The organism is Streptomyces sp. NPDC041784, from assembly GCF_055591025.1.
The window spans coordinates 211964-236261 of record NZ_JBVJAB010000012.1 but is presented as its reverse complement, the minus strand read 5'-3'; the positions used below and the strand labels follow the sequence as shown (position 1 = coordinate 236261).

Here is a 24298-nt window from a genome sequence, read left to right as displayed (position 1 = left end):
TGCAGGAGTGATTCGCGTGGATCGTGTCGCACTGCGCGGCCTGAAGGCCCGCGGGTACCACGGTGTGTTCCCCAAGGAGCGCGAGGAGGGCCAGACCTTCATCGTGGACCTCGTGCTGGGCCTGGACACCCGGCCGGCCGCCGCCGACGACGATCTGGCGAAGACCGTGCACTACGGCGTCGTGGCGGAGGAGGTCGTCGCGGTCGTCGAGGGCGCGCCGGTCGACCTCATCGAGACGCTCGCCGAGCGCATCGCCCAGGCCTGTCTGAAGCACAAAGGGGTAGACGAGGTCGAGGTGTGCGTCCACAAACCGGACGCGCCGATCACCGTCCCCTTCGACGACGTGACCGTCACCATCACCCGGAGCCGAGCATGACCGCGTCCTTCACCGAGGGTCACAGCGACCCGACCGTACAGCCGGTACCCGCCTCCGTCGTCGAGAAGGTCGACGCCGCCGACACCACCCTGCACAACCCGCAGCGCGCCGTGATCTCCCTCGGCTCCAACCTCGGCAACCGTCTGGAGACCCTCCAGGGCGCCATCGACGCCCTGGAGGACACCCCGGGCGTCCGCATCAAGGCCGTCTCCCCCGTGTACGAGACGGAGCCGTGGGGCGTCGAGCCCGGCAGCCAGCCCTCGTACTTCAACGCGGTGGTCCTGCTGAAGACGACCCTGCCGCCGTCCTCCCTGCTGGAGCGGGCGCACGCGGTCGAGGAGGCCTTCCACCGCGTCCGCGACGAGCGCTGGGGCGCACGCACCCTCGACGTCGACATCGTCGCGTACGCCGATGTCGTCGACGACGACCCGCACCTCACCCTCCCTCACCCGCGCGCCCACGAACGCGCCTTCGTGCTCGCCCCCTGGCACGACGTCGAGCCCGAGGCCCAACTGCCCGGCCGCGGCCCGGTCGCGGGCCTGCTCGACACGATCACCCGTGAGGGAGTCACCGCGCGCAAGGACCTGGAACTTCACCTGCCCGAGTAGTCGTTAAGGTCAAGACGACCACTGTCCGGGAGACCCGGGGGAGCTGAAGGGACACCGTGAGAGAGCTGCGCATCAGGGTGCTGGCCGGGGTCTTCCTCGTGGCCGGCATCCTGTCCTGGGCGGGCGCCCGCCTCTGGAACTCGATCGGGACCCTGCCCAGCGTCCCGCTGGCCGCCCCCATCGTCCTCGCCCTGATCGCGGTGGTCCTGCTGGCCACGGCGCTCTCGCTGCGCGCCCGCCTCAAGGCCCAGCGCGAGCGCCGCCCCGGCGCCAAGGGAGTCGACCCCCTGATGGCGGCCCGCGCGGTCGTCTTCGGCCAGGCCAGCGCCCTGGTCGCCGCCCTCGTCTCCGGCATGTACGGCGGCACGGGCGTCTTCCTGCTGGAGTCCCTCGACATCCCGGCCCGCCGCGACCAGGCGATCTACGCCGGCTTCTCCGTCGTCGCGGGCATCGGCGTCATAGCGGCCGCCCTGTTCCTGGAGCGCGTCTGCAAGCTCCCCGAGGACGACGACCACAACAACGGTGCGGCGTCCGCGGCCTGACTCAGCGAGCCATGATCAGGCTCATCGCCTCGTTGCGCGTCGCCATGTCCCGCAACTGCCCGCGCACCGCCGAGGTGATGGTCTTGGCACCGGGCTTGCGGATGCCCCGCATGGACATGCACATGTGTTCGCACTCGACGACGACGATCACCCCGCGCGGCTCCAGGATCTCCATCAGTGAGTCCGCGACCTGCGTAGTGAGACGTTCCTGCACCTGCGGTCGGCGCGCGAAGACGTCCACGAGCCGCGCCAGCTTGGACAGGCCGGTGATCTTCCCAGTGGTGGACGGGATGTAGCCGACGTGGGCCACCCCGCGGAACGGCACCAGGTGATGCTCACAGGTCGAGAACACCTCGATGTCCTTCACGAGCACCATCTCGTCGTGCCCCAGGTCGAACGTCGTGGTCAGCACGTCCTCGGGCTGCTGCCACAGACCCGCGAATATCTCCCGGTACGCCCGCGCCACCCGCGCCGGAGTCTCCTTGAGGCCCTCGCGGTCCGGGTCCTCGCCGACCGCGATCAGCAGCTCGCGTACGGCGTTCTCGGCCCGCTTCTCGTCGAACTCGCCGATCAGGCCCTCGCCGTCCAGCGTCACGGGGTCGGTCATCTGGTGCCTCGTTCCTGTGGGTCGCGCGTGTGGGTCACGCGCCTCATCTGCGGACATACGCAACCGGTCATACGGAAATGCCGCGCCCCCCAGGCTAGAACCTGGGGGGCGCGGCATCCATTCCGGGCCTGGTTGCGGCTCCGGGAGCCTGATCAGCTCTCGGGGCGGTCCTCCGGAGCCGGCTCCGCCACCGGGGTGGCCTCCGCCGCAGTGGACTTCGCGGTGGAGATCGCCGGGGTCGCGCCGTTGGCACCGTTCGTCAGGGCCAGCTCCTTGGGGGAGAGCACCGGCGGACGGGTCGAAGGCGTGCGGCGGGAGGAGCCGGTCCAGGCCGGCCGCGGGGGACGCTTGACGATGGGGGCGAAGATCTCGGCGATCTCCTCCTTGCCCAGCGTCTCCCTCTCCAGCAGCTGGAGCACCAGGTTGTCGAGGACGTCGCGGTTCTCGACCAGGATCTCCCAGGCCTCGTTGTGCGCGTTCTCGATGAGCTTCTTGACTTCCTCGTCCACCAGTGCGGCGACCTCTTCCGAGTAGTCGCGCTGGTGAGCCATCTCACGGCCGAGGAACGGCTCGGTGTTGTCGCCGCCGAACTTGATCGCGCCCAGACGCTCGGTCATGCCGTACTGGGTGACCATCGCGCGGGCGGTGGTGGTGGCCTTCTCGATGTCGTTCGCCGCGCCCGTGGTCGGGTCGTGGAAGACCAGCTCCTCCGCCGCGCGGCCGCCCAGCATGTAGGCCAGCTGGTCCAGCATCTCGTTGCGGGTGGTGGAGTACTTGTCCTCGTCCGGCAGGACCATCGTGTAACCGAGGGCACGGCCGCGGGACAGGATCGTGATCTTGTGGACCGGGTCGGAGTTCGGCGAGGCCGCCGCGACCAGGGCGTGACCGCCCTCGTGGTACGCGGTGATCTTCTTCTCCTTGTCCGACATGATCCGGGTCCGCTTCTGCGGGCCCGCGACCACGCGGTCGATCGCCTCGTCCAGCATGTGGTTGTCGATCAGCTTCTTGTCCGAGCGGGCCGTCAGCAGCGCGGCCTCGTTCAGCACGTTCGACAGATCGGCACCCGTGAAGCCGGGGGTGCGGCGGGCGACGGCGGACAGGTCGACGTCGGGCGCGACCGGCTTGCCCTTCTGGTGGACCTTGAGGATCTCCAGACGGCCCTGCATGTCCGGGCGGTCGACCGCGATCTGGCGGTCGAAGCGGCCGGGGCGCAGCAGCGCCGGGTCGAGGATGTCGGGCCGGTTCGTCGCGGCGATGAGGATCACGCCGCCCTTGACGTCGAAGCCGTCCATCTCCACGAGCAGCTGGTTCAGCGTCTGCTCGCGCTCGTCGTGACCGCCGCCGAGGCCGGCGCCGCGGTGGCGGCCGACCGCGTCGATCTCGTCGACGAAGACGATCGCCGGGGCGTTCGCCTTGGCCTGCTCGAAGAGGTCACGGACTCGCGAGGCACCGACACCGACGAACATCTCGACGAAGTCGGAACCGGAGATCGAGTAGAAGGGGACCCCCGCCTCGCCGGCGACTGCGCGCGCGAGGAGCGTCTTGCCGGTGCCGGGCGGGCCGTAGAGCAGGACGCCCTTGGGGATCTTGGCGCCGACGGCCTGGAACTTCGCCGGCTCCTGGAGGAACTCCTTGATCTCGTGGAGTTCCTCGACGGCCTCGTCCGAGCCCGCGACGTCCGCGAACGTCGTCTTCGGCGTGTCCTTGGTGATGAGCTTCGCCTTGGACTTGCCGAAGTTCATGACACGGGAGCCGCCACCCTGCATCTGATTCATCAGGAACAGGAAGACGACCACGATGAGGACGAAGGGGAGCAGGGACAACAGGATCCCGACGAAGGCGTTCTGCTTCGTCGGAGAGACCGTGTAGCCGTCCGGAATCTGCTTGTCCTGGTACTTGGTCTGCAGCGTGTTGGCGATGGTCACGCCCTGATCGCCGATGTAGCTCGCCTGGATCTTCGAGCTGCCCTCGACCTTTACGCCGTCCTTGAGCGTGACCTTGATGATCTGCTCGTCACCGGTGGTGAGCTTGGCCGACTCGACCTTGTTGTCGTTGATCGCTGCAACGACCTGGCCGGTGTCCACCGTCTTGTAGCCGCCGGACGAGCCGACGACCTGCATCAACACGACCACGGCAAGGACGGCCAGCACGATCCACATGACCGGCCCACGGAAGTATCGCTTCACGTCCATCCATACGGAGCGGTGCCGCCCCGTCCCTCCTGCCATAGTGAGTTTGATAAGACAGTTCTTCTGACGGTACCCCAGCATTGTGGCCCGAAGCCGCACAGGAGAGCCGGTGAACCCGTCTGCCTGCTCCAACGGTGCGAAACCCGCTGGGGTTCCCGATCGTCCTACAAGACTGGCCCGTCCGGCTCAGTCGTCGCAGGGGTTCGGCTCAGCCGCCGTAGACATGGGGCGCGAGCGTACCGACGAACGGGAGGTTGCGGTACTTCTCGGCGTAGTCGAGGCCGTAGCCGACGACGAACTCGTTGGGGATGTCGAATCCGACCCACTCGACGTCGATGGCGACCTTGGCGGCGTCCGGCTTGCGCAGGAGCGTGCACACGTTGAGCGTGGCGGGCTCGCGGGAGCCGAGGTTCGAGATCAGCCAGGACAGCGTCAGGCCGGAGTCGATGATGTCCTCGACGATCAGGACGTGCTTGCCCTTGATGTCGGTGTCGAGGTCCTTGAGGATCCGCACGACACCGGAGGACTGGGTGCCCGCGCCGTACGACGACACGGCCATCCAGTCCATGGTGACGGGGGTGGACAGCGCCCGGGCGAGGTCGGCCATGACCATCACCGCGCCCTTGAGGACACCGACGATCAGCAGGTCCTTGCCCTCGTACTCGGCGTCGATCTTCGCGGCCAGCTCGGCCAGCTTCGCGTCGATCTCTTCCTTGGTGATGAGGACCTGCTTGAGGTCCGCACCCATGTCTTTCGCGTCCACCCGCATCACTTTCGGTCGTCCCACCGGCCGCCCGAGCCCTCCGTGCGGAGGGTCGGGATTCAGCCTTGCCGAATCACCAGTCTGCCACCCTGACGCTGGGCCACGACTTTGCCGGGGAGATTGATGGCTCCCTGGCCGCGCCATCCGGTGATCAGCCGGTCGACCTCCTCGATGTGCCGGGCGAAGAGGGAACCCGCCGGAGCGCCCGCCTCGATGGCGGCGCGGCGCAGGATGCGGCGCCGGACGGCGGGCGGCAGGGCGTAGAGCTTGGCGCACTCCAGGAGGCCGGTGGCGTCCCGTACGGCGGTCTCGGCCTGCCCGGCCCAGGCGTCCAGGGCGTCGGCGTCGTCGCGGGAGAGCTGGGCCGTCCGGGCGAGGGCCTCGACGACGCCCTTGCCGAGGGCCTTCTCCAGTGCGGGCAGGCCCTCGTGGCGCAGCCGGGAACGGGTGTACGCGGGGTCGGCGTTGTGCGGGTCGTCCCACACGGGCAGCGACTGGACCATGCAGGCCTTGCGGGCCGTCTGCCGGTCGACCTGGAGGAAGGGGCGCCGGTAACGGCCGCCGGCCCCCGAGACCTCGGCCATTCCGGACAGGGAGCGGATGCCGGAGCCGCGGGCGAGGCCGAGCAGGACGGTCTCGGCCTGGTCGTCGCGGGTGTGGCCGAGCAGGATCGCGGCGGCTCGGTGGCGTTCGACGGCGGCGTCGAGGGCGGCGTAGCGGGCGTCGCGGGCGGCGGCCTCGGGTCCGCCCTCGCGGCCGACGGTCACGGCGGTGGCCTCGACCGGGTCGAGGCCGAGTTCGCGCAGGCGCAGGACGACTTCGTCGGCGCGCAGGTCCGAGCCGGGCTGGAGGCCATGGTCGACGGTGACGCCGCCGGCGCGCAGGCCGAGCCGGGGGGCTTCGAAGGCCAGTGCGGAGGCGAGCGCCATGGAGTCGGCGCCGCCGGAGCACGCCACGAGCACGAGCGGCGCGGGCGGGCGCTCGTACGAGCCCTGCGCGGTGGTGTCGGAGGGCTGGTGGTCGTTGAGGATGTCGTGAAGTACGCGGCGGACCGCCAGGCGTATCGCCGCGACCGCAGGATGGGGACCCATTGTCCGGTTCCCTTCATGAAGTTTTCGGGGGATGAACCCCGGGCCGGTCACTCAGAGTGTGTAGATGGTGACAGAACCGGGCGGTTCCCCGAGCATTGCACGCCTGTCGAGGGCCCACGGTCCCTCGGACGGGTGATTGAAGGGGCGTTCGCCTGCCGTCGGCCGGATCCGGTTCACGACGTGCCGCACGGGTTCACGACTCGGCCTTGCGGTGCACCCGTGCGACCCAGTCCGCGGGTTTGGCGATCTCCGCCTTGGTCGGCAGGGTGTTCGGAGAGGTCCACACGCGGTTGAAGCCGTCCATGCCGACCTGCTCGACGACGGCCCGGACGAAGCGTTCGCCGTCCCGGTACTGGCGGAGCTTGGCGTCCAGGCCGAGCAGCTTGCGCAGGGTCATGTCCAGGCGGGAGGCGCCCTTGGCGCGGCGCTGCTGGAACTTCTCGCGGATCTCGGAGACGGTCGGCACGACGGCCGGGCCGACCCCGTCCATGACGAAGTCGGCGTGTCCCTCCAGGAGGGACATCACGGCGGTGAGCCGGCCGAGGATCTCCCGCTGGGCGGGGGTCTGCACGAGTTCGACCAGGGAGCGGCCGCCGTCGTCCTCCTCGCCCTCGGGACGGCCCCCGGAGAGGGACTGGGCGGCTTCCCGGACGCGCTCCAGGAAGGTCATGGGGTCGACGTCGGTCTCGCCCAAGAACGACTGGATCTCGCCCTCCAGGTGGTCGCGCAGCCAGGCGACGGCGGAGAACTGGGTGCGGTGCGTCTCCTCGTGGAGGCAGACCCAGAGGCGGAAGTCGTGGGGGTCGACGTCGAGTTCGCGCTCGACGTGGACGATGTTCGGCGCGACGAGGAGCAGCCGGCCGCCGTTCCTGCCGCCGGCGGGGAGCTCGCGGGTGGCGGGGGCGAAGGTCTCGTACTGGCCGAGGACGCGGGAGGCCAGGAACGAGAGCAGCATGCCCAGTTCGACACCGGTGACCTTGCCGCCGACGGCGCCGAGCATCGCGCCGCCGGGACCGCCGCCCCGGCGTTCCTGCATCTTGTCGAGGAGGGGTTTGAGGATCTCCCGGAAACCGGCGACGTTGGCCCGCACCCAGCCGGGGCGGTCGACGACGAGGATCGGGGTGTCGTGGATGTCCTCGGTGCCCATCCGGGTGAAGCCGCGGACGTGTTCCTCCGAGGCCTTGGCGTGCCGGCGCAGCTCGGTGACGACGGCCCTGGCCTCGTCACGGCTCACCTCGGGGCCCGGCCGCACCAGCCGGGTCGCGGTCGCCACCGCGAGATTCCAGTCGACCATCTCCACACCACCGATGCTCGTCATGCGTCAACCGTACGTGGTCGCTGCCGGTTGGGGCAGGGCCGCGAAGGGCGACGGGGCCGTGCCGGGTGCGAAAGGCACCACCCGGGACGGCCTCGGACAAGCCGGCCGCGGGCTATCCGCAGCCGCAGCCCGCCAGGGCCGTCGCCGCCTTGTCCAGGGCCGTCTGGGCCGCTGTCCGGTCGGTCGTGCCGGAGGTCAGGAGGGCGAAGGCCAGGAGGTGGCCGTCGTGGTCCACGACCGTCCCGGCCAGGGCGTTGACGCCGGTGAGGGTGCCGGTCTTGGCCCGTACGACACCGGCGGCGCCCTCGGCGTAGCGGGTGCTGAGGGTGCCGGTGAAGCCGGCGACCGGGAGGCCGGTGAGGGCCGGGCGCAGGTCGGGGCGGTCCGGGTCGGCGGCCTCGACCAGGAGGGCGGTCAGGAGGTTCGAGGTGAGGCGGTCGCCGCGGTCGAGTCCGCTGCCGTCCCTGAAGACCGCGCCGGCCATGGGCAGCCCGAGCTTCTTCAGCTGGGCGTGGACGGCGCGGCCGCCGCCGGCGAAGTCGGCCCGGCCGCCGGTCGCGAGGGCGGTCTGGCGGGCGAGGGCCTCGGCGATGTCGTTGTCGCTGTTGGTGAGCATCCGCTCGACCAGGTCGGACAGCGGGGGCGAGGAGACCGTGGCGAGGGTCTGCGCGCGCGTGGTCGCCTTCGAGGGGCCCGGGGACGTCGCTTTGATGCCCTCGGCCTTCAGGAACCCGGCGAACGTGCGGGTGGCGTCGGCCGCCGGGTCGCTCACGCGGGTGGCGGTGCCGCTCGTGGAGTCGTCGGTGCGGCCCTGGTCGGCGCTGAGGGCGGTGACGGGGGCGAGGTTGGGGTCGATCCCGATCGGGTGAATTTCGGAGCCGGTGAAGAGGGTCGTGTCGTACGAGAGGGTCACCTCGGTGAGGCCGCGCTTCTTGAGCGCCTTGGCGGCCGAGGCGGCGAGGGCGCGCAGGTCGGCCCAGCCCTCGGCGTCCTTGCGGGCGGTCAGGGTGGGGTCGCCGCCGCCGACGAGCACGAGTTCCCTGGTGTCGGGTTCCAGGGCGGCACGGGTGGTGAGGCGGTGGTCGGGGCCCATCGCGCTGAGCGCGGCGACCGCGGTGGCGATCTTCGTGGTGGAGGCCGGGGTGAGCGCCTGGTCGGCGCCGACGCCGTACAGACGGCTGCCGGTGGTCACGTCGACGACCGCGGCGGTGTGCCGGGTGCCGAGCGCCGGGTCGCGCAGGAGGGGCTCCAGGACGGCGGCGAGGGCCTTGCCGGCCGGGGCGGACTTCACGGTGCTGCTGGTGGCGCCGCCGAGGCCGGAGAGGACGGAGGCGGCGCTGGGGGCGGGCCGTGGGGCACCGGCCGCGGTGTCGGACGAACCGGACGAACCGGTGCGACGGCCGTGATCTGTGCCACCCGTGCGTTCCAGTGCGGTGGCCCGGTCCCGCTCGGCCGTACGCTGACCGGTGGAGTCCCAGGGCCCGGCGGCGGTCACCGCGCCGGCGGCCAGCGCCAGGCCGGCGGTCGCCGCACCCGCGGTGTACTGCCAGGACCTGATGGCCGGACCGGCCTTCGTGATCCGCGCGAGCTGCGGTTTCGCCGCCTGCGTGAGCCGTGCGACCTGCGGCTTCGCGGCGGCCGCCGCCCGCGCGAGACGAGGGCCTACGATCCCTGCGGCCCGTGCCAGACGCGGTCGTACGGCGTCCGCGACCCGCACCACATGCGGTCTCGCGGCTCGCCAAGGCCTCAGCTCTGGCACAACCACCAGCCCCTTTCGCGATCACACACCTGCGTGAGGGACACTTAACCACCAGAACTATGTGCTGATCATGGAGGAGCCACCGGTGGAGTTCGACGTCACGATCGAGATCCCGAAGGGTTCGCGGAACAAGTACGAGGTGGACCACGAGACCGGTCGGATCCGCCTGGACCGTCGACTCTTCACCTCGACCGCCTACCCGACCGACTACGGCTTCGTCGAGAACACCCTCGGCGAGGACGGCGACCCGCTGGACGCGCTGGTCATCCTGGACGAGCCGACGTTCCCGGGCTGTCTCATCAAGTGCCGCGCGATCGGCATGTTCCGGATGACGGACGAGGCCGGCGGCGACGACAAGCTGCTGTGTGTCCCGGCGACCGACCCGCGCGTGGAGCACCTGCGCGACATCCACCACGTTTCGGAGTTCGACCGCCTGGAGATCCAGCACTTCTTCGAGGTCTACAAGGACCTGGAGCCCGGCAAGTCCGTCGAGGGCGCCGACTGGGTCGGCCGTACCGACGCCGAGGCCGAGATCGAGCGGTCCTACAAGCGCTTCAAGGACCAGGGCGGTCACTGACCCCGCTGTGAAAGGGCCGCACGCACACGCGTGCGGCCCTTTCGCGTGTCTGTGCGCATACTGAGGCCTACGGAAGGTGTCGTTCAGGGAGCGTTGCCCAGTGTCGGAGGCGGAGGACCGCAAGCCGCAGTCGGACGAGGCGAGGGGCTCCTACGAGCCCGAGGTCACCTCCGAGTTCGCCGTTCCGGACGGGCTGGCCGTCCCGAGGACGGGCGGCGAGTCGGAGACCACGTCGGAGTTCGCGGTCCCGGAGGGGCTGGACGTGGCGCCCGCCGGGGAGCCGGAGGGGTCGGCGTTCAGCCGGCCGAGCACGTACAGCGCCCGCAGCGCCCCGGCCGCGTTCACCCCGGCCGACGGGATACCCCTGGTCAGTCTGACCAAGGACGTGCCCTGGCAGGACCGGATGCGCACGATGTTGCGGATGCCGGTGGCCGAGCGGCCCGCGCCGGAGCGCGCCGTGAAGGCGGAGGAGGGCGGACCGGCCGTCCCGCGCGTGCTCGACCTGACGCTGCGCATCGGCGAGCTGCTGCTGGCGGGCGGGGAGGGCGCCGAGGACGTGGAGGCCGCGATGTTCGCGGTCTGCCGCTCGTACGGGCTGGACCGCTGCGAGCCGACCGTCACCTTCACGCTGCTGTCGATCTCGTACCAGCCGTCGCTGGTGGAGGACCCGGTGACGGCGTCCCGGACGGTGCGCCGGCGGGGCACCGACTACACGCGGCTGGCGGCCGTCTTCCGGCTCGTGGACGACCTGAGCGACCCGGAGGCCCATCTCTCGCTGGAGGAGGCCTACCGGCGGCTCGCGGAGATGCGCCGCAACCGGCACCCGTATCCGACCTGGGTGCTGACCTCGGCGAGCGGGCTGCTCGCGGGCGCGGCCTCGGTGCTGGTCGGCGGTGACGTGATCGTGTTTGTCGCCGCCGCGCTCGGGGCGATGCTCGGCGACCGGCTGGCCTGGCTGTGCGCGGGGCGCGGGCTGCCGGAGTTCTACCAGTTCCTGGTGGCCGCGATGCCGCCGGCCGCGATAGGGGTCGCGCTGACCCTGGCCGACGTCGATGTGAAAGCCTCCGCGGTGATCACCGGCGGGCTGTTCGCCCTGCTGCCCGGACGGGCGCTGGTGGCGGGCGTCCAGGACGGGCTGACCGGCTTCTACATCACCGCGGCCGCGCGTCTGCTGGAGGTCATGTACTTCTTCGTGGGCATCGTGGTCGGGGTGCTGGTGATGCTCTACGTCGGGGTGCAGCTGGGGGCGCATCTCAACCCCGACGCGGCCCTGGGCATCACCGAGCGGCCGCTGTGGCAGATCGGCGCGTCGATGCTGCTGTCGCTGACCTTCGCGGTGCTGTTGCAGCAGGAACGGTCCACCGTGCTGGCCGTCACCCTGAACGGGGGCGTGGCCTGGTCGGTGTACGGCGCGATGCACTACGCCGGTGACATCTCGCCGGTGCCCTCGACGGCCGTCGCGGCGGGGGTCGTGGGGCTGTTCGGGCAGCTGCTGTCGCGCTACCGGTTCGCGTCGGCGCTGCCGTACACGACCGCGGCGATCGGGCCCCTGCTGCCGGGGTCGGCCACATACTTCGGGCTGTTGGCCATCGCGCAGAACGAGGTGGACCAGGGCCTGGTGTCCCTCACCAAGGCCGCGGCGCTGGCGATGGCCATCGCGATCGGAGTGAACCTGGGGTCGGAGGTGTCCCGGCTGTTCCTGCGGGTCGGCTCGGCCGAGAAGCGCCGGGCGGCGAAGCGGACCCGCGGGTTCTGACGGCCCCGGGGCGCTGTCAGTAGCCCTGGTTGTACGGGTACTGGCCGTTCTGCTGGGTGCCGTACGGCTGCTGCTGGGGCTGCTGGTCCCAGGTCCCCTGCTGGGGGTACGGCTGCGGCTGGGGGTACTGCTGGCCGTAGTAGTCGTTCTGCTGGGGCTGCTGGGGCTGCTGGGGCTGGGCGTCCTGGTGGCCGTAGGGCTCGTGCTGGTCGATGCGGCGGAGCTGGGTCGTGGCGTCGTCCATGACCGGGGCCTGCTGGTGCGCGGCCTGCTGCGGGGTCTGCCGGTACGGCGGCCGCTGCTGCTCGGCGGGGGCCTGCGGGGGGTTCTTCTTCGCCTCGCGGCGCGCCTTCATGAACTCGATGACGATCGGGATCACCGAGATGAGGACGATCAGGAGGAGGATCGGCTCGATGTTCTTCTTGACGAAGTCGATGTTGCCGAGCCAGGAGCCGAGCAGGGTGACGCCCGCGCCCCACAGGACGCCGCCGACGATGTTGAACGTCAGGAACGAGCGGTACCGCATGCCGCTGACGCCGGCGATGATCGGCGTGAACGTGCGCACGATGGGCACGAAGCGGGCCAGGATCAGGGACTTCGGGCCGTGCTTCTCGAAGAACTCGTGGGCCTTGGCGACGTTCTCCTGCTTGAAGAGGCGGGAGTCCGGGCGGGTGAAGAGCGACGGGCCGACCTTCTTGCCGAACATGTAGCCCGCCTGGTCGCCCAGGATGGCCGCGACGCAGATCAGGGCGACCGCGCCCCACAACGGGAAGTCGAGCTGGCCCGAGGTGATGAGCAGGCCGGCGGTGAACAGCAGCGAGTCGCCGGGCAGGAAGAACCCGATGAGCAGGCCGGACTCCGCGAACACGATGAGCAGCAGACCCCAGATGCCGTAGCTGTCGAGCAGGAAATCGGGGTCCAGCCAGCTCGGTCCGAGGGCAAGAGTCGTCACGGTTCCGGGCTCCTGAGGGGTGAGGGCGATCGGTGCGGCGGCGAGACCGCCCCAAACTATCAACGCAGCGCCACAGGACCAGGTTCCCAGGGCCTCCCCCAGGATGCACTGTGCCCTTCCTCGGTCAAAGCTGTGAACATGGGCATCGAGGATTTCGGCGGCGGTCAGGGACCCCAGCCGGACGTACTGGTCGTCACCACGAACGACGTACCCGGGCTCCGGGTCGAGCAGGTGCTCGGCGAGGTCTTCGGACTGACCGTGCGCTCGCGGCATCTCGGCAGCCAGATCGGCGCGGGCCTGAAGTCGATGATCGGCGGCGAGCTGAAGGGGCTGACGAAGACCCTCGTGCAGACCCGCAACCAGGCCATGGAGCGGCTCGTCGAGCAGGCACGCGCGCGTGGCGCCAACGGCGTGCTGGCGTTCCGCTTCGACGTGTCGGAGGCGGCGGACGTGGGCACCGAGGTGTGCGCGTACGGGACGGCGGTGGGGGGGGGGGGGGGGGGGGGGGGGGGGGGGGGGGGGGGGGGGGGGGAGAGGGGAGGGGAGGAGGGGGGGGGGGGGAGGGGGGGGGGCCTGGGGGCCTTGCCTTCCCCCCCCCCCCCCCCCCCCCCCCCCCCCCCCCCCCCCACCACCAGGGCCGGACAGCTCCTAGGGGGTGTGCCGGGTCGCGTTCGCCCGGATCGCCTCCTGGAGGTGCTCGGCGAGTCCCGGCCGCATCGAGTCGTAGAACGCCTTGAAGCGCTCGTCGGAGACGTACATCTCGCCGAGGCGGACATGGACGTCGTACATGCACTCGTAGAACCACGTCGTGATGTGCTGCCGGTGTTCCTCGGCGAGGTCCATCGCGGCCTCGCCGGTGGGCGGCTCCCCGGCGGCCATCAGGGCGTCGTAACGCTCGCTCCAGAGGCTGACCTCGGCCTGCATCCGCTTCCAGTCGTCCTTGGTGTAGCGGGCGGCCCGGCGCTGCGACTCGGCGTAGGCCTCGGTGCCGCCCCAGCGCGCCTCCGCCTCCTCCGCGTACTGCTCGGGGTCCTTGTCGCCGAAGACCTCGAACCGCTCCTCGGGGGTGAGGTTGATGCCCATCTCGCGTGCCTCCATGGCGTGTTCCACGGCCGCGGCCATCTTCTTCAGCTGCTCGATCCGGGCGGTCAGCAGTTCGTGCTGGCGGCGCAGATGCGCGCGCGGGTCCGCGTCCGGGTCGTCCAGCAGGGCGGCGACCTCCTCGAGCGGGAAGCCGAGCTCCCGGTAGAACAGGATCTGCTGGAGCCGGTCGAGGTCGGCGTCGTCGTAGCGCCGGTGGCCCGCGTGGCTGCGGCCGCCGGGGACGAGCAGTCCGATCTCGTCGTAGTGGTGCAGGGTGCGCACCGTGACGCCGGCGAAGCCCGCGACCTGTCCTACGGAGTAGCTCACTTCTCCGCTCCCTTCTCGGTAGGTACGCGTGCCACGGTGGGTCCTCACGCGGCGTGAGGTGCAAGCCCGCTGCGGCGATCCCCACGCCCGCACCTCCGGATGTCATGTCCGTTTCGCCCGCTTATCGTGAGCCTGTGGCCCAGGAGACCGCGCGGCACGCACCCACCGCTCCGGCGACGCCCGCCCGCGCGCTGCCGCCCCTGATCCTGCCCGGGCCTGGTGGTGCGGAAGGCGCCGGGGCACGCGGGGCCCGACCCGGCGACGACCGGGCTGGGCTCGCCCGACCGGGGCGATCTGCCGGCGGCGCTGGTGGTCGCGTCCGTGGCCGCGCTGCCCGGCGGGGGCGTTCTGGGGCCGTCGGCGGCCCTGGGCGGGCATCTGACGCTCTTCAAGGGGCTGGACGAGGTCGCGGAGCCGGCGGCCGGTCCCGGCGCCTGGACGGCCGGCCAGTTCGCCACGCCGACGGTGGTGAAGCCGGCGCGCCGGTGGTCGCCATGCGCTGCGGGTTCCGGGGCGGGCGGATCTTCCCGGCGGTGGTCGTCGGGACCGCGCTCGGCCGCACCGCAGTCGCGGGCGGACGGAACTCCCGTCCGCTGACATCCGTTCGATCCTTCAGGAGGCACATCCATGGCGTTGCACAAAGGTCCCGCGAAGCCCGATGAGCGCCCGCTGTCCGTCAACCCCTTCTACGGAGAGGCCAATCCGGTCGGCGGCATGAGGGAGGCGCCGCCCAAGCACCGGATGCCGGACGCCCCGATCTCGCCGTCGACGGCCTATCAGCTGGTCCACGACGAGCTGATGCTGGACGGCAACTCCCGGCTGAACCTGGCCACCTTCGTCACCACCTGGATGGAGCCGCAGGCCGCCCTCCTGATGGGGGAGTGCCGCGACAAGAACATGATCGACAAGGACGAGTACCCGCGCACCGCCGAGCTGGAGCGGCGCTGCGTGGCGATGCTCGCCGACCTGTGGAACGCGCCGGATCCGTCGGCGGCCGTGGGCTGTTCGACGACCGGGTCCAGCGAGGCGTGCATGCTGGCCGGCATGGCGCTCAAGCGCCGCTGGAGCAACCGGAACCCGAAGGCGGGCGCCCGCCCGAACCTGATCATGGGCGTCAACGTCCAGGTGTGCTGGGAGAAGTTCTGCAACTTCTGGGAGGTGGAGGCCCGCCTGGTCCCCATGGAGGGCGAGCGCTACCACCTGGACCCGCAGGCCGCCGCCGAGCTGTGCGACGAGAACACCATCGGGGTCGTCGGCGTCCTCGGCTCCACCTTCGACGGCTCCTACGAGCCGATCGCCGACCTGTGCGCGGCCCTGGACGCCCTTCAGGAGCGCACCGGCCTGGACGTCCCGGTGCACGTGGACGGCGCGTCCGGGGCCATGGTCGCGCCCTTCCTCGACGAGGACCTGGTGTGGGACTTCCGCCTCCCGCGCGTGGCGTCGATCAACACCTCGGGCCACAAGTACGGGCTGGTGTACCCCGGTGTCGGCTGGGCGCTGTGGCGGGACAAGGAGGCACTGCCCGAGGAGCTGGTCTTCCGGGTCAACTACCTGGGCGGCGACATGCCGACCTTCGCGCTGAACTTCTCCCGGCCCGGCGCCCAGGTCGTCGCGCAGTACTACACGCTGCTGCGGCTGGGCCGCGAGGGCTACCGCGCGGTGCAGCAGTCCACGCGGGACGTGGCCCTGGGCATCGCCGACAAGGTGGAGGCCCTCGGTGACTTCCGCCTCCTCACCCGGGGCGACCAGCTGCCCGTCTTCGCCTTCACCACGGTGCCGGAGGTCACTGCGTACGACGTCTTCGACGTCGCCCGGCGGCTGCGGGAGAACGGCTGGCTGGTGCCGGCGTACACCTTCCCGCCGAACCGGGAGGACCTGTCCGTCATCCGGGTGGTGTGCCGCAACGGCTTCTCGGAGGACCTCGCGGAGATGTTCGTGGAGGACCTCACACGGCTCCTGCCGGAGCTGCGGAGCCAGTCGGGCCCGACGACCCGGGACAAGGGAGCGGCGACCGGATTCCACCACTGAGGCACCCCGCCGCCGCGCAGAGGTGCCCCGGCTCCCCGCCGGGGCCGCCGAGCAGGTGCCGTACGGCTGTCAGCGGTTGTCCTCCGGGTGCCGCTCCCCCGTCGCGTACGGGTTCTCCTCGCCCTCGGCCAGGACGCCCACGAAGGGGTCGCCCTCGCCGGCGAAGGTGTAGGCGCCCGCCTCGATGCGATCGATCAGGCCCCGGGTCCAGGCGGCCTCGCCGTCGGCCGTGTGGACCCACATGTTCATGATCTCGCCGATGTGGCCGAGCTTCTCGGGCCCGTCCTGCGGGACGTAGTGCTCGGTGACGGCGTCGCGCCACTCGGCCAGCCCGCGCAGCCGCTGCCGGAGCAGGTCCACGGCCTCCGCCCGGTCCAGGTCGACCATGAAGCCGATCGCCGCGGAGAGCGTGTCGATGCTCCGGTCCCGCGCGACCAGGGCCTCCCGCAGCAGCCGCAGGTACTCCTCGGTGCCCTCGTCCGTGATCTCGTACTCGGTGCGCGGTGGGCCGCCGGCCGTGGACGGCGCGATCTCGTGGGCGAGCAGGAGTCCCTGCTTGGCCATCTGCTTCAGGGCGTGGTAGATCGAGCCGGGCTTGGCGCTGGACCACTCGTGGGCGCCCCAGTACTCCAGGTCGTTGCGCACCTGGTAGCCGTGGGCCCGCCCGTGCTGGCGGACCGCGCCCAGCACGAGGAGACGGATCGCTGACATGCGCTCCAGGGTAGGGGCCGGGCACCCGCCCGCCCCCACCCTCCGGGGCAGCGGCTAGAAGGGGAACCCGCTGCGGCCGTGCTGTACCGAGATCCACTTCGTGGTGGTGAAGGCCTCCAGGGTCGTCTCGCCGTTGAGGCGGCCGACGCCGGAGTTCTTCTCGCCGCCGAAGGGGACGATCGGCTCGTCGTGGACGGTGGCGTCGTTGACGTGGAACATGCCGGTGACGATCTGCTTGGCGAAGGCCACGCCGCGCTCGACGTCGGCGGTGTGGACGGCGCCGCTCAGGCCGTACGGCGTGTCGTTGACGAGGCGTACGGCCTCTTCCTCGCCGTCGAAGGTGATGAGGAAGGCGACCGGGCCGAAGACCTCCTGCTGGAGCAGGGCGGAGTCGGCGGGCAGGCCGGTGAGGACGGACGGCTCGACGAGGTTGTCGGTGGTCGTGCCGTGCAGCAGGGCGGTCGCGCCCTCGGCGATCGCCTGCTCGACGGCGCCGGTCACGGCCTCCGCCTGCTGGGAGTTGATCACCGGGCCGATGAGGGTCGCCGGGTCGCGCGGGTCGCCGGCCTTCAGCGTGCGCACCTTGGCGACGAACTTCTCGGTGAACTCGTCGGCGAGCGAACGGTCGACCAGGATCCGGTTGGCGGCCATGCAGACCTGGCCCTGGTGGACGAAGCGGCTGAAGACGGCCGCGTCGACCGCGTAGTCCACATCGGCGTCGTCCAGGACGACGAAGGCGCTGTTGCCGCCGAGTTCGATGATCGACCGCTTGAAGTGCGAGGCGGCGACCGTGGCGACGTGCCGGCCGACCTTGTCGGAGCCGGTGAAGGAGATGACCCGCGGGATCGGGTGCTCCAGGAAGGCGTCGCCGATCTCGGCGATGTCGGTCACGACCACGTTCAGCAGGCCCGGGGGCAGCCCCGCGTCCTCGAACAGCTTGGCGATCACGGTGCCGCCGGCGATCGGCGTGTTCTGGTGCGGCTTGAGCACCACGCCGTTGCCGAGGGCCAGCGCGGGGGCGACGGACTTCAGCGACAGCAGGAACGGCACGTTGAACGGGCTGATCACACCGACCACGCCGACCGGCTCGCGGTAGACGCGGTTCTCCTTGCCGTCGATCGGCGAGGGCAGGATGCGGCCCTCGGGGCGCAGCGCCAGGTGGATCGACTCGCGCAGGAACTCCTTGGCCAGGTGGAGTTCGAAGGCGGCCTTGCCGAAGGTGCCGCCGGCCTCGGCCACGAGGATCTCGCTGATCTGGGCCTCGCGCTCCTCGACCAGCCGCAGCACCTTCTCGAACACCGAGCGGCGGGCGTAGGCGTTGGTGGCGGCCCACTCCTTCTGCGCACGGGCGGCGGCCCGGTAGGCCTGGTCCACCTCGTCGACCGTGGCGATGGTGATCGAGGCCAGCTTCTCGCCGTCGTAGGGGTTGAAGTCGATGATGTCCCAGGACCCTGTCCCTGGACGCCACTTGCCGTCGATGTACTGCTGGGCCAGGTCGGTGAAGTAGGACGACATGTGATCCCTCAATCCCCTGCTGCGATCGACGTCACGATCTGATCACACGTCATCGTACGTGTGTTTCAAGGGAGTTGTGGTGCGGTCCTCGGTTAACCGAGGGGAAACCCTAGGACAGCTGGATCAGACCGCGCAGCAGGTCCCGGCTCTCGTCGGGGCCGGGGCTGTCGTCCTGAAGTTCCTTGAGCGCCTGCTCGTACTGGCTGACGTCCTCGCGTTTGTCCAGGTAGAGAGCGCTGGTGAGCTGCTCCAGATAGACGACGTCCGAGAGGTCGGCGTCCGGGAAGCTCAGGATGGTGAAGGCGCCGGACTCCCCGGAGTGGCCACCGAAGCTGAACGGCATGACCTGAAGCCGTACGTTGGGCCGCTCGGAGATGTCGATCAGATGCTGGAGCTGACCGCGCATCACCTCGCGATCGCCGTAGGGCCGGCGCAGGGCCGCCTCGTCGAGGACGATGTGGAAGTCGGGGGCGTTCTCGGCGACCAGGTACTTCTGCCGCTCCAGACGCAGCGCCACGCGCCGGTCGATGTCGGCCGCGCTCGCGCCCTTCATACCCCGGCTGACGACCGCGTGGGCGTACGCCTCGGTCTGGAGCAGGCCGTGCACGAACTGCACCTCGTACGCCCGCAGCAGGGAGGCCGCGCCCTCCAGGCCGACGTACGTGGGGAACCAGTTGGGCAGGACGTCGGAGTAGCTGTGCCACCAGCCCGCGACGTTGGCCTCGCGGGCGAGTCCGACGAGCGCCTGGCGCTCGGTGTCGTCCGTGATGCCGTACAGCGTCAGCAGGTCCTCCACGTCCCGGGTCTTGAAGCTCACTCGGCCCAGTTCCATGCGGCTGATCTTCGACTCCGACGCCCGGATCGAGTACCCGGCCGCCTCACGGGTGATGCCGCGTGCCTCACGCAGTCGCCGTAGTTGCGAGCCGAGCAGCATCCGCCGCACCACCGATCCGGGCTCTCCCGCGCTCACGTTCGCCAGCCTCCCCAACCGTCCACAGGCCCCGCAGTCTGCCACTAAAACACTTCGAGCAGTACTCGTCCGATTACAGAGATGGAAAGAAGCCAAAGGATACGGACAGAGCGGCGCAGGGGAAGGGGAAGAGGAAGGCAAGAGAAGTGCCGCTGATAGGCGAGAAGATGGCGGAAAAAATGGCCAAGAAGCGGTACGGGGAGGTCCATTTCGGTCACGTGCACGTGCATCTGCCCTTGCATCCGCCGTGCGCATCCGAAACCATGGTCCCGCGCCACCGCTGCATCGCAACGACCGCGACTCCCGGGAGTGCCTCGCATGGGGACGAATGGATCGACCATGCTCGAGCCGTTACGGCAGGGCCTTCCGCCGCTTGATCCCGCGGCCGTGTCCAACGCGGCCTCCTGCGCCCTTCCGCCCCGCTTCGAAGCCGTGCGCGAGGCACGGCAGTTCACCAGACGAACCCTTGGCCAGTGGGACGTGGGCGACCGCTTCGACGACGTCTGTCTGGTGGTCTCGGAACTGGTGACCAACGCGCTGCGACACGGGATGTCCCCGGACACCGCCCCGCCCGCGGGGGATCAGCACCCGCCGGTGCGGCTGCACCTGATGCGGTGGACCGAGCGACTGGTGTGCGCGGTGCGCGATCCCAGCCACGACAGCCCGCTGCCGCAGGACAGTGAGGACTTCTCGGCGGAGTCGGGCCGCGGCCTGTTCCTCGTCGACAGCTTCGCCGACAGCTGGGGCTGGCATCCGCTGTCCGGCTCCCTGGGCGGCAAGGTGGTCTGGGCGCTGTTCCGGTTGCGCACGCCGGCGGAATGAAGAACCGCGGCACCGTTCGGCGCCGCGGTTCTACGCGCGTTGCAGCCTGATTTCAGGTGGTACGCGCGACTTATCCGGATGTGAGACATCCATGTCCGACGGACGCGAGGGACGGGGACGTCAGCTCGCGATCAGGTGATCGAACTCGCCGTCCTTGATGCCCAGGAGCATCGCCTCGATCTCGGCCCGCGTATAGACGAGCGCGGGGCCGTCCGGGAACCGCGAGTTGCGCACGGCCACCTCACCGCCCGGCAGTCGCGCGAACTCCACGCAGGACCCCTGCGAGTTGCTGTGCCGGCTCTTCTGCCAGGCAACCCCGGACAACTGTGTGGCCGTCATGCCGTTGTACACGTCGTGCCCCCCGTCAACGTGGTGGTCCACAGGTCGCTCCCTGGTGGTGCACTGGCTCGTGTGGCCATTGGTGCCGTGGTCAACTGTCCCGGATCATAACCCCGTTCATGTGCAGTTGCATGAGCAGATGCACGTGCACGTGGGGTGCCGGCACGGTTACAGCTTTGACGCCCGCTTTACCCGACGCGTCGGCCTGCCGGACCGGTGATTTAGTTCGGATCGAACCACTCGTGCACTAGGAACAGACGCGCGGCACGGCCGTCGTGTTCCGTCGGTACGGCAACGGTTCGGCTGCCGGGAGCGTACGCCCGTCACCTCGGCCTCCCGCGCGGGCACCCTTCCCCCGGACGGCCGTCATCCGCTCCGCACGGTAGGCCGAACCTCCGGATGTGGCGGTTCCGCATGTCCCGCCGGGAGATGTGGGGGAGACGGTGCCGGGATGGCCGGGAGGGACCGGAAGCGGTCCGGCTCCCTCCGGCCGGACGCGACAAGCACTCGCCCCCGCGTACGACACGGGGGTCGTACGCGGGGGCGGGGTGGGCTCTGGTTCCGGGGCCGCGAGCGGTGTCCGGCTTTTGGCGGGTGCGTGGCGCAGCTGGCCGTCCAGAGGCTGTGGACGGACGGCGGGTGTCCACTCGTACCGATGACGGGGTCGTCCTACGGTCGCCGAAAGGGTCCGGATCAATGGCCCCGGGACGGGATCAGCGGCTGCCGTACGGCAGGAGAGCCATCTCTCGGGCGTTCTTGATCGCCCGGGAGAGCTCGCGCTGCTGCTGGGCGGTGACCCGGGTGACGCGGCGGCTGCGGATCTTGCCGCGGTCGGAGACGAACTTCCGCAGCAGATCGGTGTCCTTGTAGTCGATGTAGGTGATCCCCGCCTGGTCGAGCGGGTTGGGACGGGGCTTGGCGGGCTTGCGCTCGGGCTTGCGCGGCATGGGGTCAGATCTCCAGAAGGGTGTCGAAGGCGGGCGGCAACCGCTTCCAGGCGTCGCGGCCCGCGGTGTACTCGGCGTCGGTGAGCAGGCAGGACTCCAGGACCTGTTCGAGGCCGTCGCGGTCGAGGCCGGGGGACGTGAAGACCAGGTGCTGGCAGCAGTCGCCGTGCTCGGGGTGCCAGTCCAGCGCGGCGGCGGCGCGGCGCACCGGCGGGACCATGTCCCAGGCCGCGTCCGGCAGGGAGGCCAGCCAGGGGCCGGCCGGCTCCACGCACAGGGCGCCGCCGGCCGCGTCCCAGTGGAGCAGCGTGTCGGGCCGGTCGGCGAGCCAGAACCGGCCCCGGCTGCGGGCGGCGGCGCAGGTCAGGTCCTCCAGCGCCGCGTAGAGCCGCTCCGGGTGGAAGGGACGGCGGCGGTGCCAGACGAGCGTGCTCACCCCGTGCGCGTCGGCCTCGGCGGGGAGGAGGGCGCAGGCCGGGTGCTGGGCCGCGGCGGCCGCCTCGACGTCGAAGCCGGCGAGGGCGGCGGCGGCCAGCTCGGAGGTGATGCCTGGTGCGGATGCACGTGCGGATGCGTCCGGCGTGGGGGTGGGCACCTCCGCCGTGGGGGCGGGGGTGTGCGCCTTGGGGGCGGCTGGGCCCGCCGGGTCCCCTGGGTGGCCGCCCGGGACGGGGACCCGGCGAGCTGTCGGGTGGAGCTGGGCGAGCAGCTCACGGTCCTCGGCGTCGGCCTCACCGGAGTCGACGACAGCCAGCACGGGGGCGTACTCCAGCTGACGCGCGAAGGTGTCGGCGACGGTCCGCTGGTCGGTGGCGGCCGCGGCGAGGCCGCAGTCGGCGAGGTCGTCGCCGTTGCCGAGGCAGGGCAGGAGCAGGGCCGGGTCGACGGCGGTGATCACACCGGTGACCGTGAGCCCGCCGGCCACGACCACCTCGGCCATGGCCTTGGGCTCGACGGAGTCCCACAGCTCGACGACCGCGAGCCGGGTGGTGCCGTCCTCGGCGAGGCGGAGCAGCTCGGGCACCAGATCCTCGCGCAGGGCACAGCAGGCGCAGTCGTTGACCAGGGGCGCCTCGCCGGCGGACAGGATGCCGCCGGCGTCGCGGACGGTGCGCACGACCGTGCCGGCCGCGGCCGTCGCCAGGTCGTGGTGGAGTACGACGCTGCCGGGGACGTCGGCGAGCAGGCGCGCGACCGTCGCCCGGCGGGCGTCGGCGTGCAGCCCGCCGACGATCACGACGGACAGGCTCACGCGCCGCCCGCCTTCCCGTACCGGCGTTCGAAGCGCTCGACGCGGCCGGCGGTGTCCAGGACGCGGGCGGTGCCGGTGTAGAAGGGGTGGCTGACGTTCGAGATCTCGACGTCCACGACCGGGTAGGTGCGGCCGTCCTCCCATTCGATCGTCTTCTCGCTCGTCATCGTCGAGCGGGTGAGGAAGGTGTAGTCGGCGGCACGGTCACGGAAGACGACCGGACCGTAGGCCGGGTGGATTCCCTCGCGCATGGGTCAGCGCTCCTCTCGGAAGTCGACGTGGCGGCCGGCGACCGGGTCGTACTTCCTGAGGGTCATACGGTCCGGGTCGTTGCGGCGGTTCTTGCGGGTCACGTAGGTGAAGCCGGTCCCCGCCGTGGAGCGGAGCTTGATGACCGGGCGGAGTTCGTTGCGTGCCATGCTGCTATGTTACTGAAAATGAATTCCATTAGCGATAGCTGTCCGAGAGAGGTACGTCACGTATGTCCGCGCACTGCATGCTGACCGGGGCCCGGCCCGGGTTCGGCAACCGCATCTCCCACTCCCACCGGCGGACCTCCCGCCGCTTCGACCCGAACATCCAGTCCAAGCGCTACTGGCTGCCGAGCGAGGCCCGGCACGTGCGGCTGCGGCTGAGCACGAAGGGGATCAGGACCGTGGACGCGCTCGGCGTCGAGGCGGCCGTGGCGCGGATCCGCGCCCGGGGAGTCAGGGTCTGAAGGGGCTGAGGGACCGATGGCGAAGAAGAGCAAGATCGCGAGGAACGACGAGCGGCGGAAGGTCGTCGCGCGGTACGCCGAGCGGCGGGCCGAGCTGAAGGAGATCATCCGTCGGCCGTCCTCGACGGAGGCCGAGCGGACCGCCGCGCAGCGGGAACTGAGCAGGCAGCCGCGTGACGCGAGCGCCACGCGCGTGCGCAACCGGGACCAGGTGGACGGGCGGCCCCGGGGCTACTTCCGGACGTTCGGGCTGTCCCGGGTGGGGCTGCGGGAACAGGCGCACGCGGGACATCTGCCGGGGGTGCGCAAGTCGTCCTGGTGATTCGCTCAGCTCACCCCCAAGGTTCTGCCAAGCCGTGCTGGTAGCTTGCTGCGCACCTTCCGTCCGGCTAGAGCTTGGGAGCTTGCAGTGACTTCGGCGATCTTCTCGCGCGGCACGTCCCGGCGACCGGTGCGGGCCGTGGCCTGCGCCGCCGCGCTGGCCGGCGCGCTCGCGCTGACCGGGTGCAGCGACGACGGCGGTTCGGACGACGGCTCCTCGGCCACGCCGTCCACCACGGCCACGGCGTCGGCGGACACCGGGGGCGCGAGCGGGGCGACGCCCGAGGTCGCCGGTGAGCTGGAGGGCAGCTGGCTCGCCACGGCGGACGGCAAGGCCGTGGCGCTGATCATCACCGGAAAGCAGGCCGCCCTCTTCGCGACCGGCGGGACCGTGTGCAGCGGGACCGCCGGGCAGGAGGGGGGCATGCAGATGATCCGCCTCGAGTGCACGACTGGCTCGAAGGACCGCACCACCGGCATGGTGGACTCCGTCGGCGACGACTCGCTCCAGCTCACCTGGGAGGGCGCGGCCGGCAAGGAGACGTACACCAAGGCGGAGGGCGGTCAGTGGCCGTCGGGACTGCCGACGGCCGGGCTCGGGTAGGGCGCCCGCCGGGGCGTCGGCGTCCCGTACGGAACCACTCACGCGGGTGGGTTGGGCGGGGGTGCGGAACGATTCGCCGCACGCGTGCGTGATGATCCTTCGAGCACCGTCACGAACCTCAGG

26 protein-coding genes and 2 pseudogenes are annotated in these 24298 nt (G+C 70.8%); 12 read left to right on the top strand and 16 right to left on the bottom strand.

Annotation, left to right across the window (positions count from 1 at the left end; all coding sequences use genetic code 11):
* The first annotated feature begins 16 nt into the window (after nt 1-16).
* The 3 genes from folB to ACZ6D7_RS26225 are packed head-to-tail and all read left to right on the top strand — an operon-like array spanning nt 17 to nt 1526.
* Nucleotides 17-376, top strand: coding sequence for a dihydroneopterin aldolase (folB, locus tag ACZ6D7_RS26235; RefSeq protein WP_469495366.1), 360 nt, complete (start codon nt 17-19; stop codon nt 374-376).
* On the top strand, nt 373-984 hold the full coding sequence (folK, locus tag ACZ6D7_RS26230) for a 2-amino-4-hydroxy-6-hydroxymethyldihydropteridine diphosphokinase (RefSeq protein ID WP_469495364.1): 612 nt from the start codon (nt 373-375) through the stop codon (nt 982-984). Before folB ends, folK begins: the two co-directional genes overlap by 4 nt.
* A 56-nt stretch (nt 985-1040) precedes the next feature.
* Nucleotides 1041-1526 carry a DUF3180 domain-containing protein gene (locus tag ACZ6D7_RS26225; RefSeq protein ID WP_469495361.1) on the top strand — a complete coding sequence of 162 codons (486 nt, stop codon included), beginning with the start codon at nt 1041-1043 and terminating at the stop codon, nt 1524-1526.
* A 1-nt stretch (nt 1527) separates the two neighbouring features.
* On the opposite strand, the gene folE is transcribed toward ACZ6D7_RS26225, so the two are convergent.
* From folE to dacB, 6 genes are all read right to left on the bottom strand, one after another.
* Nucleotides 1528-2133, bottom strand: a complete 606-nt coding sequence (gene folE, locus ACZ6D7_RS26220) for a GTP cyclohydrolase I FolE (RefSeq protein WP_469495358.1) — start codon at nt 2131-2133, stop codon at nt 1528-1530.
* Nucleotides 2134-2285: 152 nt separating this feature from the next.
* A complete protein-coding gene (gene ftsH / locus ACZ6D7_RS26215) occupies nt 2286-4325 on the bottom strand; it encodes an ATP-dependent zinc metalloprotease FtsH (RefSeq protein ID WP_469495355.1) in 2040 nt (679 codons plus the stop codon).
* 205 nt (nt 4326-4530) lie between these two features.
* Complete coding sequence (gene hpt, locus ACZ6D7_RS26210) at nt 4531-5091, bottom strand: hypoxanthine phosphoribosyltransferase (RefSeq protein WP_469495529.1); 561 nt, start codon at nt 5089-5091, stop codon at nt 4531-4533.
* A 53-nt stretch (nt 5092-5144) separates the two neighbouring features.
* The gene (gene tilS / locus ACZ6D7_RS26205; protein ID WP_469495352.1) at nt 5145-6176 is read right to left on the bottom strand and encodes a tRNA lysidine(34) synthetase TilS; all 1032 of its coding nucleotides are present in this window, start codon (nt 6174-6176) and stop codon (nt 5145-5147) included.
* A 193-nt stretch (nt 6177-6369) separates the two neighbouring features.
* Entirely contained in the window at nt 6370-7494 is a 1125-nt protein-coding gene (locus ACZ6D7_RS26200; protein ID WP_469495349.1) for a zinc-dependent metalloprotease, read from the bottom strand.
* A 112-nt stretch (nt 7495-7606) separates the two neighbouring features.
* Complete coding sequence (gene dacB / locus ACZ6D7_RS26195; RefSeq protein ID WP_469495347.1) at nt 7607-9214, bottom strand: D-alanyl-D-alanine carboxypeptidase/D-alanyl-D-alanine endopeptidase; 1608 nt, start codon at nt 9212-9214, stop codon at nt 7607-7609.
* Nucleotides 9215-9338: 124 nt separating this feature from the next.
* Between dacB and ACZ6D7_RS26190 the strand changes: the two genes are divergently transcribed.
* Nucleotides 9339-9830: an inorganic diphosphatase gene (locus ACZ6D7_RS26190; protein ID WP_059193998.1), complete on the top strand. Its 492-nt coding sequence runs from the start codon at nt 9339-9341 to the stop codon at nt 9828-9830.
* A 100-nt stretch (nt 9831-9930) separates the two neighbouring features.
* A complete protein-coding gene (locus ACZ6D7_RS26185) occupies nt 9931-11586 on the top strand; it encodes a threonine/serine exporter family protein (protein WP_469495345.1) in 1656 nt (551 codons plus the stop codon).
* 16 nt (nt 11587-11602) lie between these two features.
* On the opposite strand, the gene ACZ6D7_RS26180 is transcribed toward ACZ6D7_RS26185, so the two are convergent.
* Complete coding sequence (locus ACZ6D7_RS26180; RefSeq protein ID WP_469495344.1) at nt 11603-12538, bottom strand: DedA family protein; 936 nt, start codon at nt 12536-12538, stop codon at nt 11603-11605.
* Nucleotides 12539-12676: 138 nt separating this feature from the next.
* Between ACZ6D7_RS26180 and ACZ6D7_RS26175 the strand changes: the two are divergent.
* Nucleotides 12677-13024: pseudogene (locus ACZ6D7_RS26175) on the top strand (YbjQ family protein); the annotation flags it as partial.
* 162 nt (nt 13025-13186) lie between these two features.
* Here ACZ6D7_RS26175 and ACZ6D7_RS26170 read toward each other — a convergent pair.
* Nucleotides 13187-13948, bottom strand: a complete 762-nt coding sequence (locus ACZ6D7_RS26170) for a MerR family transcriptional regulator (protein WP_469495341.1) — start codon at nt 13946-13948, stop codon at nt 13187-13189.
* A 273-nt stretch (nt 13949-14221) separates the two neighbouring features.
* On the opposite strand from ACZ6D7_RS26170, the pseudogene ACZ6D7_RS26165 reads away from it, so the two are divergent.
* Nucleotides 14222-14520 (top strand): annotated as a pseudogene (locus ACZ6D7_RS26165) (ion channel protein); the annotation flags it as partial.
* Between the two features lie 55 nt (nt 14521-14575).
* Nucleotides 14576-15976: a glutamate decarboxylase gene (locus ACZ6D7_RS26160; RefSeq protein ID WP_469495339.1), complete on the top strand. Its 1401-nt coding sequence runs from the start codon at nt 14576-14578 to the stop codon at nt 15974-15976.
* A gap of 69 nt (nt 15977-16045) precedes the next feature.
* Here the strand turns inward: ACZ6D7_RS26160 and ACZ6D7_RS26155 are convergent, their stop codons facing one another.
* The 3 genes from ACZ6D7_RS26155 to ACZ6D7_RS26145 form a co-directional block, all read right to left on the bottom strand.
* Complete coding sequence (locus ACZ6D7_RS26155) at nt 16046-16687, bottom strand: PadR family transcriptional regulator (RefSeq protein WP_469495336.1); 642 nt, start codon at nt 16685-16687, stop codon at nt 16046-16048.
* 54 nt (nt 16688-16741) lie between these two features.
* Nucleotides 16742-18202, bottom strand: a complete 1461-nt coding sequence (locus tag ACZ6D7_RS26150; RefSeq protein WP_469495333.1) for an aldehyde dehydrogenase family protein — start codon at nt 18200-18202, stop codon at nt 16742-16744.
* A 109-nt stretch (nt 18203-18311) separates the two neighbouring features.
* Complete coding sequence (locus ACZ6D7_RS26145; RefSeq protein ID WP_469495526.1) at nt 18312-19136, bottom strand: helix-turn-helix domain-containing protein; 825 nt, start codon at nt 19134-19136, stop codon at nt 18312-18314.
* Between the two features lie 375 nt (nt 19137-19511).
* On the opposite strand from ACZ6D7_RS26145, the gene ACZ6D7_RS26140 reads away from it, so the two are divergent.
* Complete coding sequence (locus tag ACZ6D7_RS26140; RefSeq protein ID WP_469495331.1) at nt 19512-19994, top strand: ATP-binding protein; 483 nt, start codon at nt 19512-19514, stop codon at nt 19992-19994.
* Between the two features lie 120 nt (nt 19995-20114).
* Here ACZ6D7_RS26140 and ACZ6D7_RS26135 read toward each other — a convergent pair whose 3' ends face one another.
* The 5 genes from ACZ6D7_RS26135 to rpmG form a co-directional block, all read right to left on the bottom strand.
* Nucleotides 20115-20333: a DUF397 domain-containing protein gene (locus ACZ6D7_RS26135; RefSeq protein WP_469495523.1), complete on the bottom strand. Its 219-nt coding sequence runs from the start codon at nt 20331-20333 to the stop codon at nt 20115-20117.
* Nucleotides 20334-21046: 713 nt separating this feature from the next.
* Nucleotides 21047-21280 (bottom strand): 30S ribosomal protein S18, encoded by a 234-nt coding sequence (rpsR, locus tag ACZ6D7_RS26130; RefSeq protein WP_469495329.1) that lies wholly within the window; start codon nt 21278-21280, stop codon nt 21047-21049.
* A gap of 4 nt (nt 21281-21284) precedes the next feature.
* Nucleotides 21285-22532, bottom strand: coding sequence for a CobW family GTP-binding protein (locus ACZ6D7_RS26125; protein ID WP_469495326.1), 1248 nt, complete (start codon nt 22530-22532; stop codon nt 21285-21287).
* Nucleotides 22529-22783, bottom strand: a complete 255-nt coding sequence (locus tag ACZ6D7_RS26120) for a type B 50S ribosomal protein L31 (RefSeq protein WP_469495324.1) — start codon at nt 22781-22783, stop codon at nt 22529-22531. Before ACZ6D7_RS26120 ends, ACZ6D7_RS26125 begins: the two co-directional genes overlap by 4 nt.
* A gap of 3 nt (nt 22784-22786) precedes the next feature.
* On the bottom strand, nt 22787-22951 hold the full coding sequence (rpmG, locus tag ACZ6D7_RS26115; RefSeq protein WP_015658813.1) for a 50S ribosomal protein L33: 165 nt from the start codon (nt 22949-22951) through the stop codon (nt 22787-22789).
* 62 nt (nt 22952-23013) lie between these two features.
* On the opposite strand from rpmG, the gene rpmB reads away from it, so the two are divergent.
* From rpmB to ACZ6D7_RS26100, 3 genes are all read left to right on the top strand, one after another.
* Nucleotides 23014-23250, top strand: a complete 237-nt coding sequence (gene rpmB / locus ACZ6D7_RS26110) for a 50S ribosomal protein L28 (protein ID WP_469495322.1) — start codon at nt 23014-23016, stop codon at nt 23248-23250.
* A gap of 16 nt (nt 23251-23266) precedes the next feature.
* A complete protein-coding gene (gene rpsN, locus ACZ6D7_RS26105; protein ID WP_469495320.1) occupies nt 23267-23572 on the top strand; it encodes a 30S ribosomal protein S14 in 306 nt (101 codons plus the stop codon).
* An 87-nt stretch (nt 23573-23659) separates the two neighbouring features.
* Nucleotides 23660-24175, top strand: coding sequence for a hypothetical protein (locus tag ACZ6D7_RS26100; RefSeq protein ID WP_469495317.1), 516 nt, complete (start codon nt 23660-23662; stop codon nt 24173-24175).
* Nucleotides 24176-24298 lie beyond the last annotated feature (123 nt).

Coding starts and splice junctions, on each gene's coding strand:
- ACZ6D7_RS26150 (WP_469495333.1), bottom strand. CDS start 18,202: ATGTCGTCCTACTTCACCGACCTGGCCCAGCAGTACATCGACGGCAAG.
- ACZ6D7_RS26135 (WP_469495523.1), bottom strand. CDS start 20,333: ATGACGGCCACACAGTTGTCCGGGGTTGCCTGGCAGAAGAGCCGGCAC.
- ACZ6D7_RS26120 (WP_469495324.1), bottom strand. CDS start 22,783: ATGCGCGAGGGAATCCACCCGGCCTACGGTCCGGTCGTCTTCCGTGAC.
- folE (WP_469495358.1), bottom strand. CDS start 2,133: ATGACCGACCCCGTGACGCTGGACGGCGAGGGCCTGATCGGCGAGTTC.
- rpmB (WP_469495322.1), top strand. CDS start 23,014: ATGTCCGCGCACTGCATGCTGACCGGGGCCCGGCCCGGGTTCGGCAAC.
- ACZ6D7_RS26200 (WP_469495349.1), bottom strand. CDS start 7,494: ATGACGAGCATCGGTGGTGTGGAGATGGTCGACTGGAATCTCGCGGTG.
- rpmG (WP_015658813.1), bottom strand. CDS start 22,951: ATGGCACGCAACGAACTCCGCCCGGTCATCAAGCTCCGCTCCACGGCG.
- rpsN (WP_469495320.1), top strand. CDS start 23,267: ATGGCGAAGAAGAGCAAGATCGCGAGGAACGACGAGCGGCGGAAGGTC.
- hpt (WP_469495529.1), bottom strand. CDS start 5,091: ATGCGGGTGGACGCGAAAGACATGGGTGCGGACCTCAAGCAGGTCCTC.
- ftsH (WP_469495355.1), bottom strand. CDS start 4,325: ATGGACGTGAAGCGATACTTCCGTGGGCCGGTCATGTGGATCGTGCTG.
- tilS (WP_469495352.1), bottom strand. CDS start 6,176: ATGGGTCCCCATCCTGCGGTCGCGGCGATACGCCTGGCGGTCCGCCGC.
- ACZ6D7_RS26145 (WP_469495526.1), bottom strand. CDS start 19,136: ATGCTGCTCGGCTCGCAACTACGGCGACTGCGTGAGGCACGCGGCATC.
- folK (WP_469495364.1), top strand. CDS start 373: ATGACCGCGTCCTTCACCGAGGGTCACAGCGACCCGACCGTACAGCCG.
- ACZ6D7_RS26160 (WP_469495339.1), top strand. CDS start 14,576: ATGGCGTTGCACAAAGGTCCCGCGAAGCCCGATGAGCGCCCGCTGTCC.
- ACZ6D7_RS26140 (WP_469495331.1), top strand. CDS start 19,512: ATGCTCGAGCCGTTACGGCAGGGCCTTCCGCCGCTTGATCCCGCGGCC.
- ACZ6D7_RS26155 (WP_469495336.1), bottom strand. CDS start 16,687: ATGTCAGCGATCCGTCTCCTCGTGCTGGGCGCGGTCCGCCAGCACGGG.
- rpsR (WP_469495329.1), bottom strand. CDS start 21,280: ATGCCGCGCAAGCCCGAGCGCAAGCCCGCCAAGCCCCGTCCCAACCCG.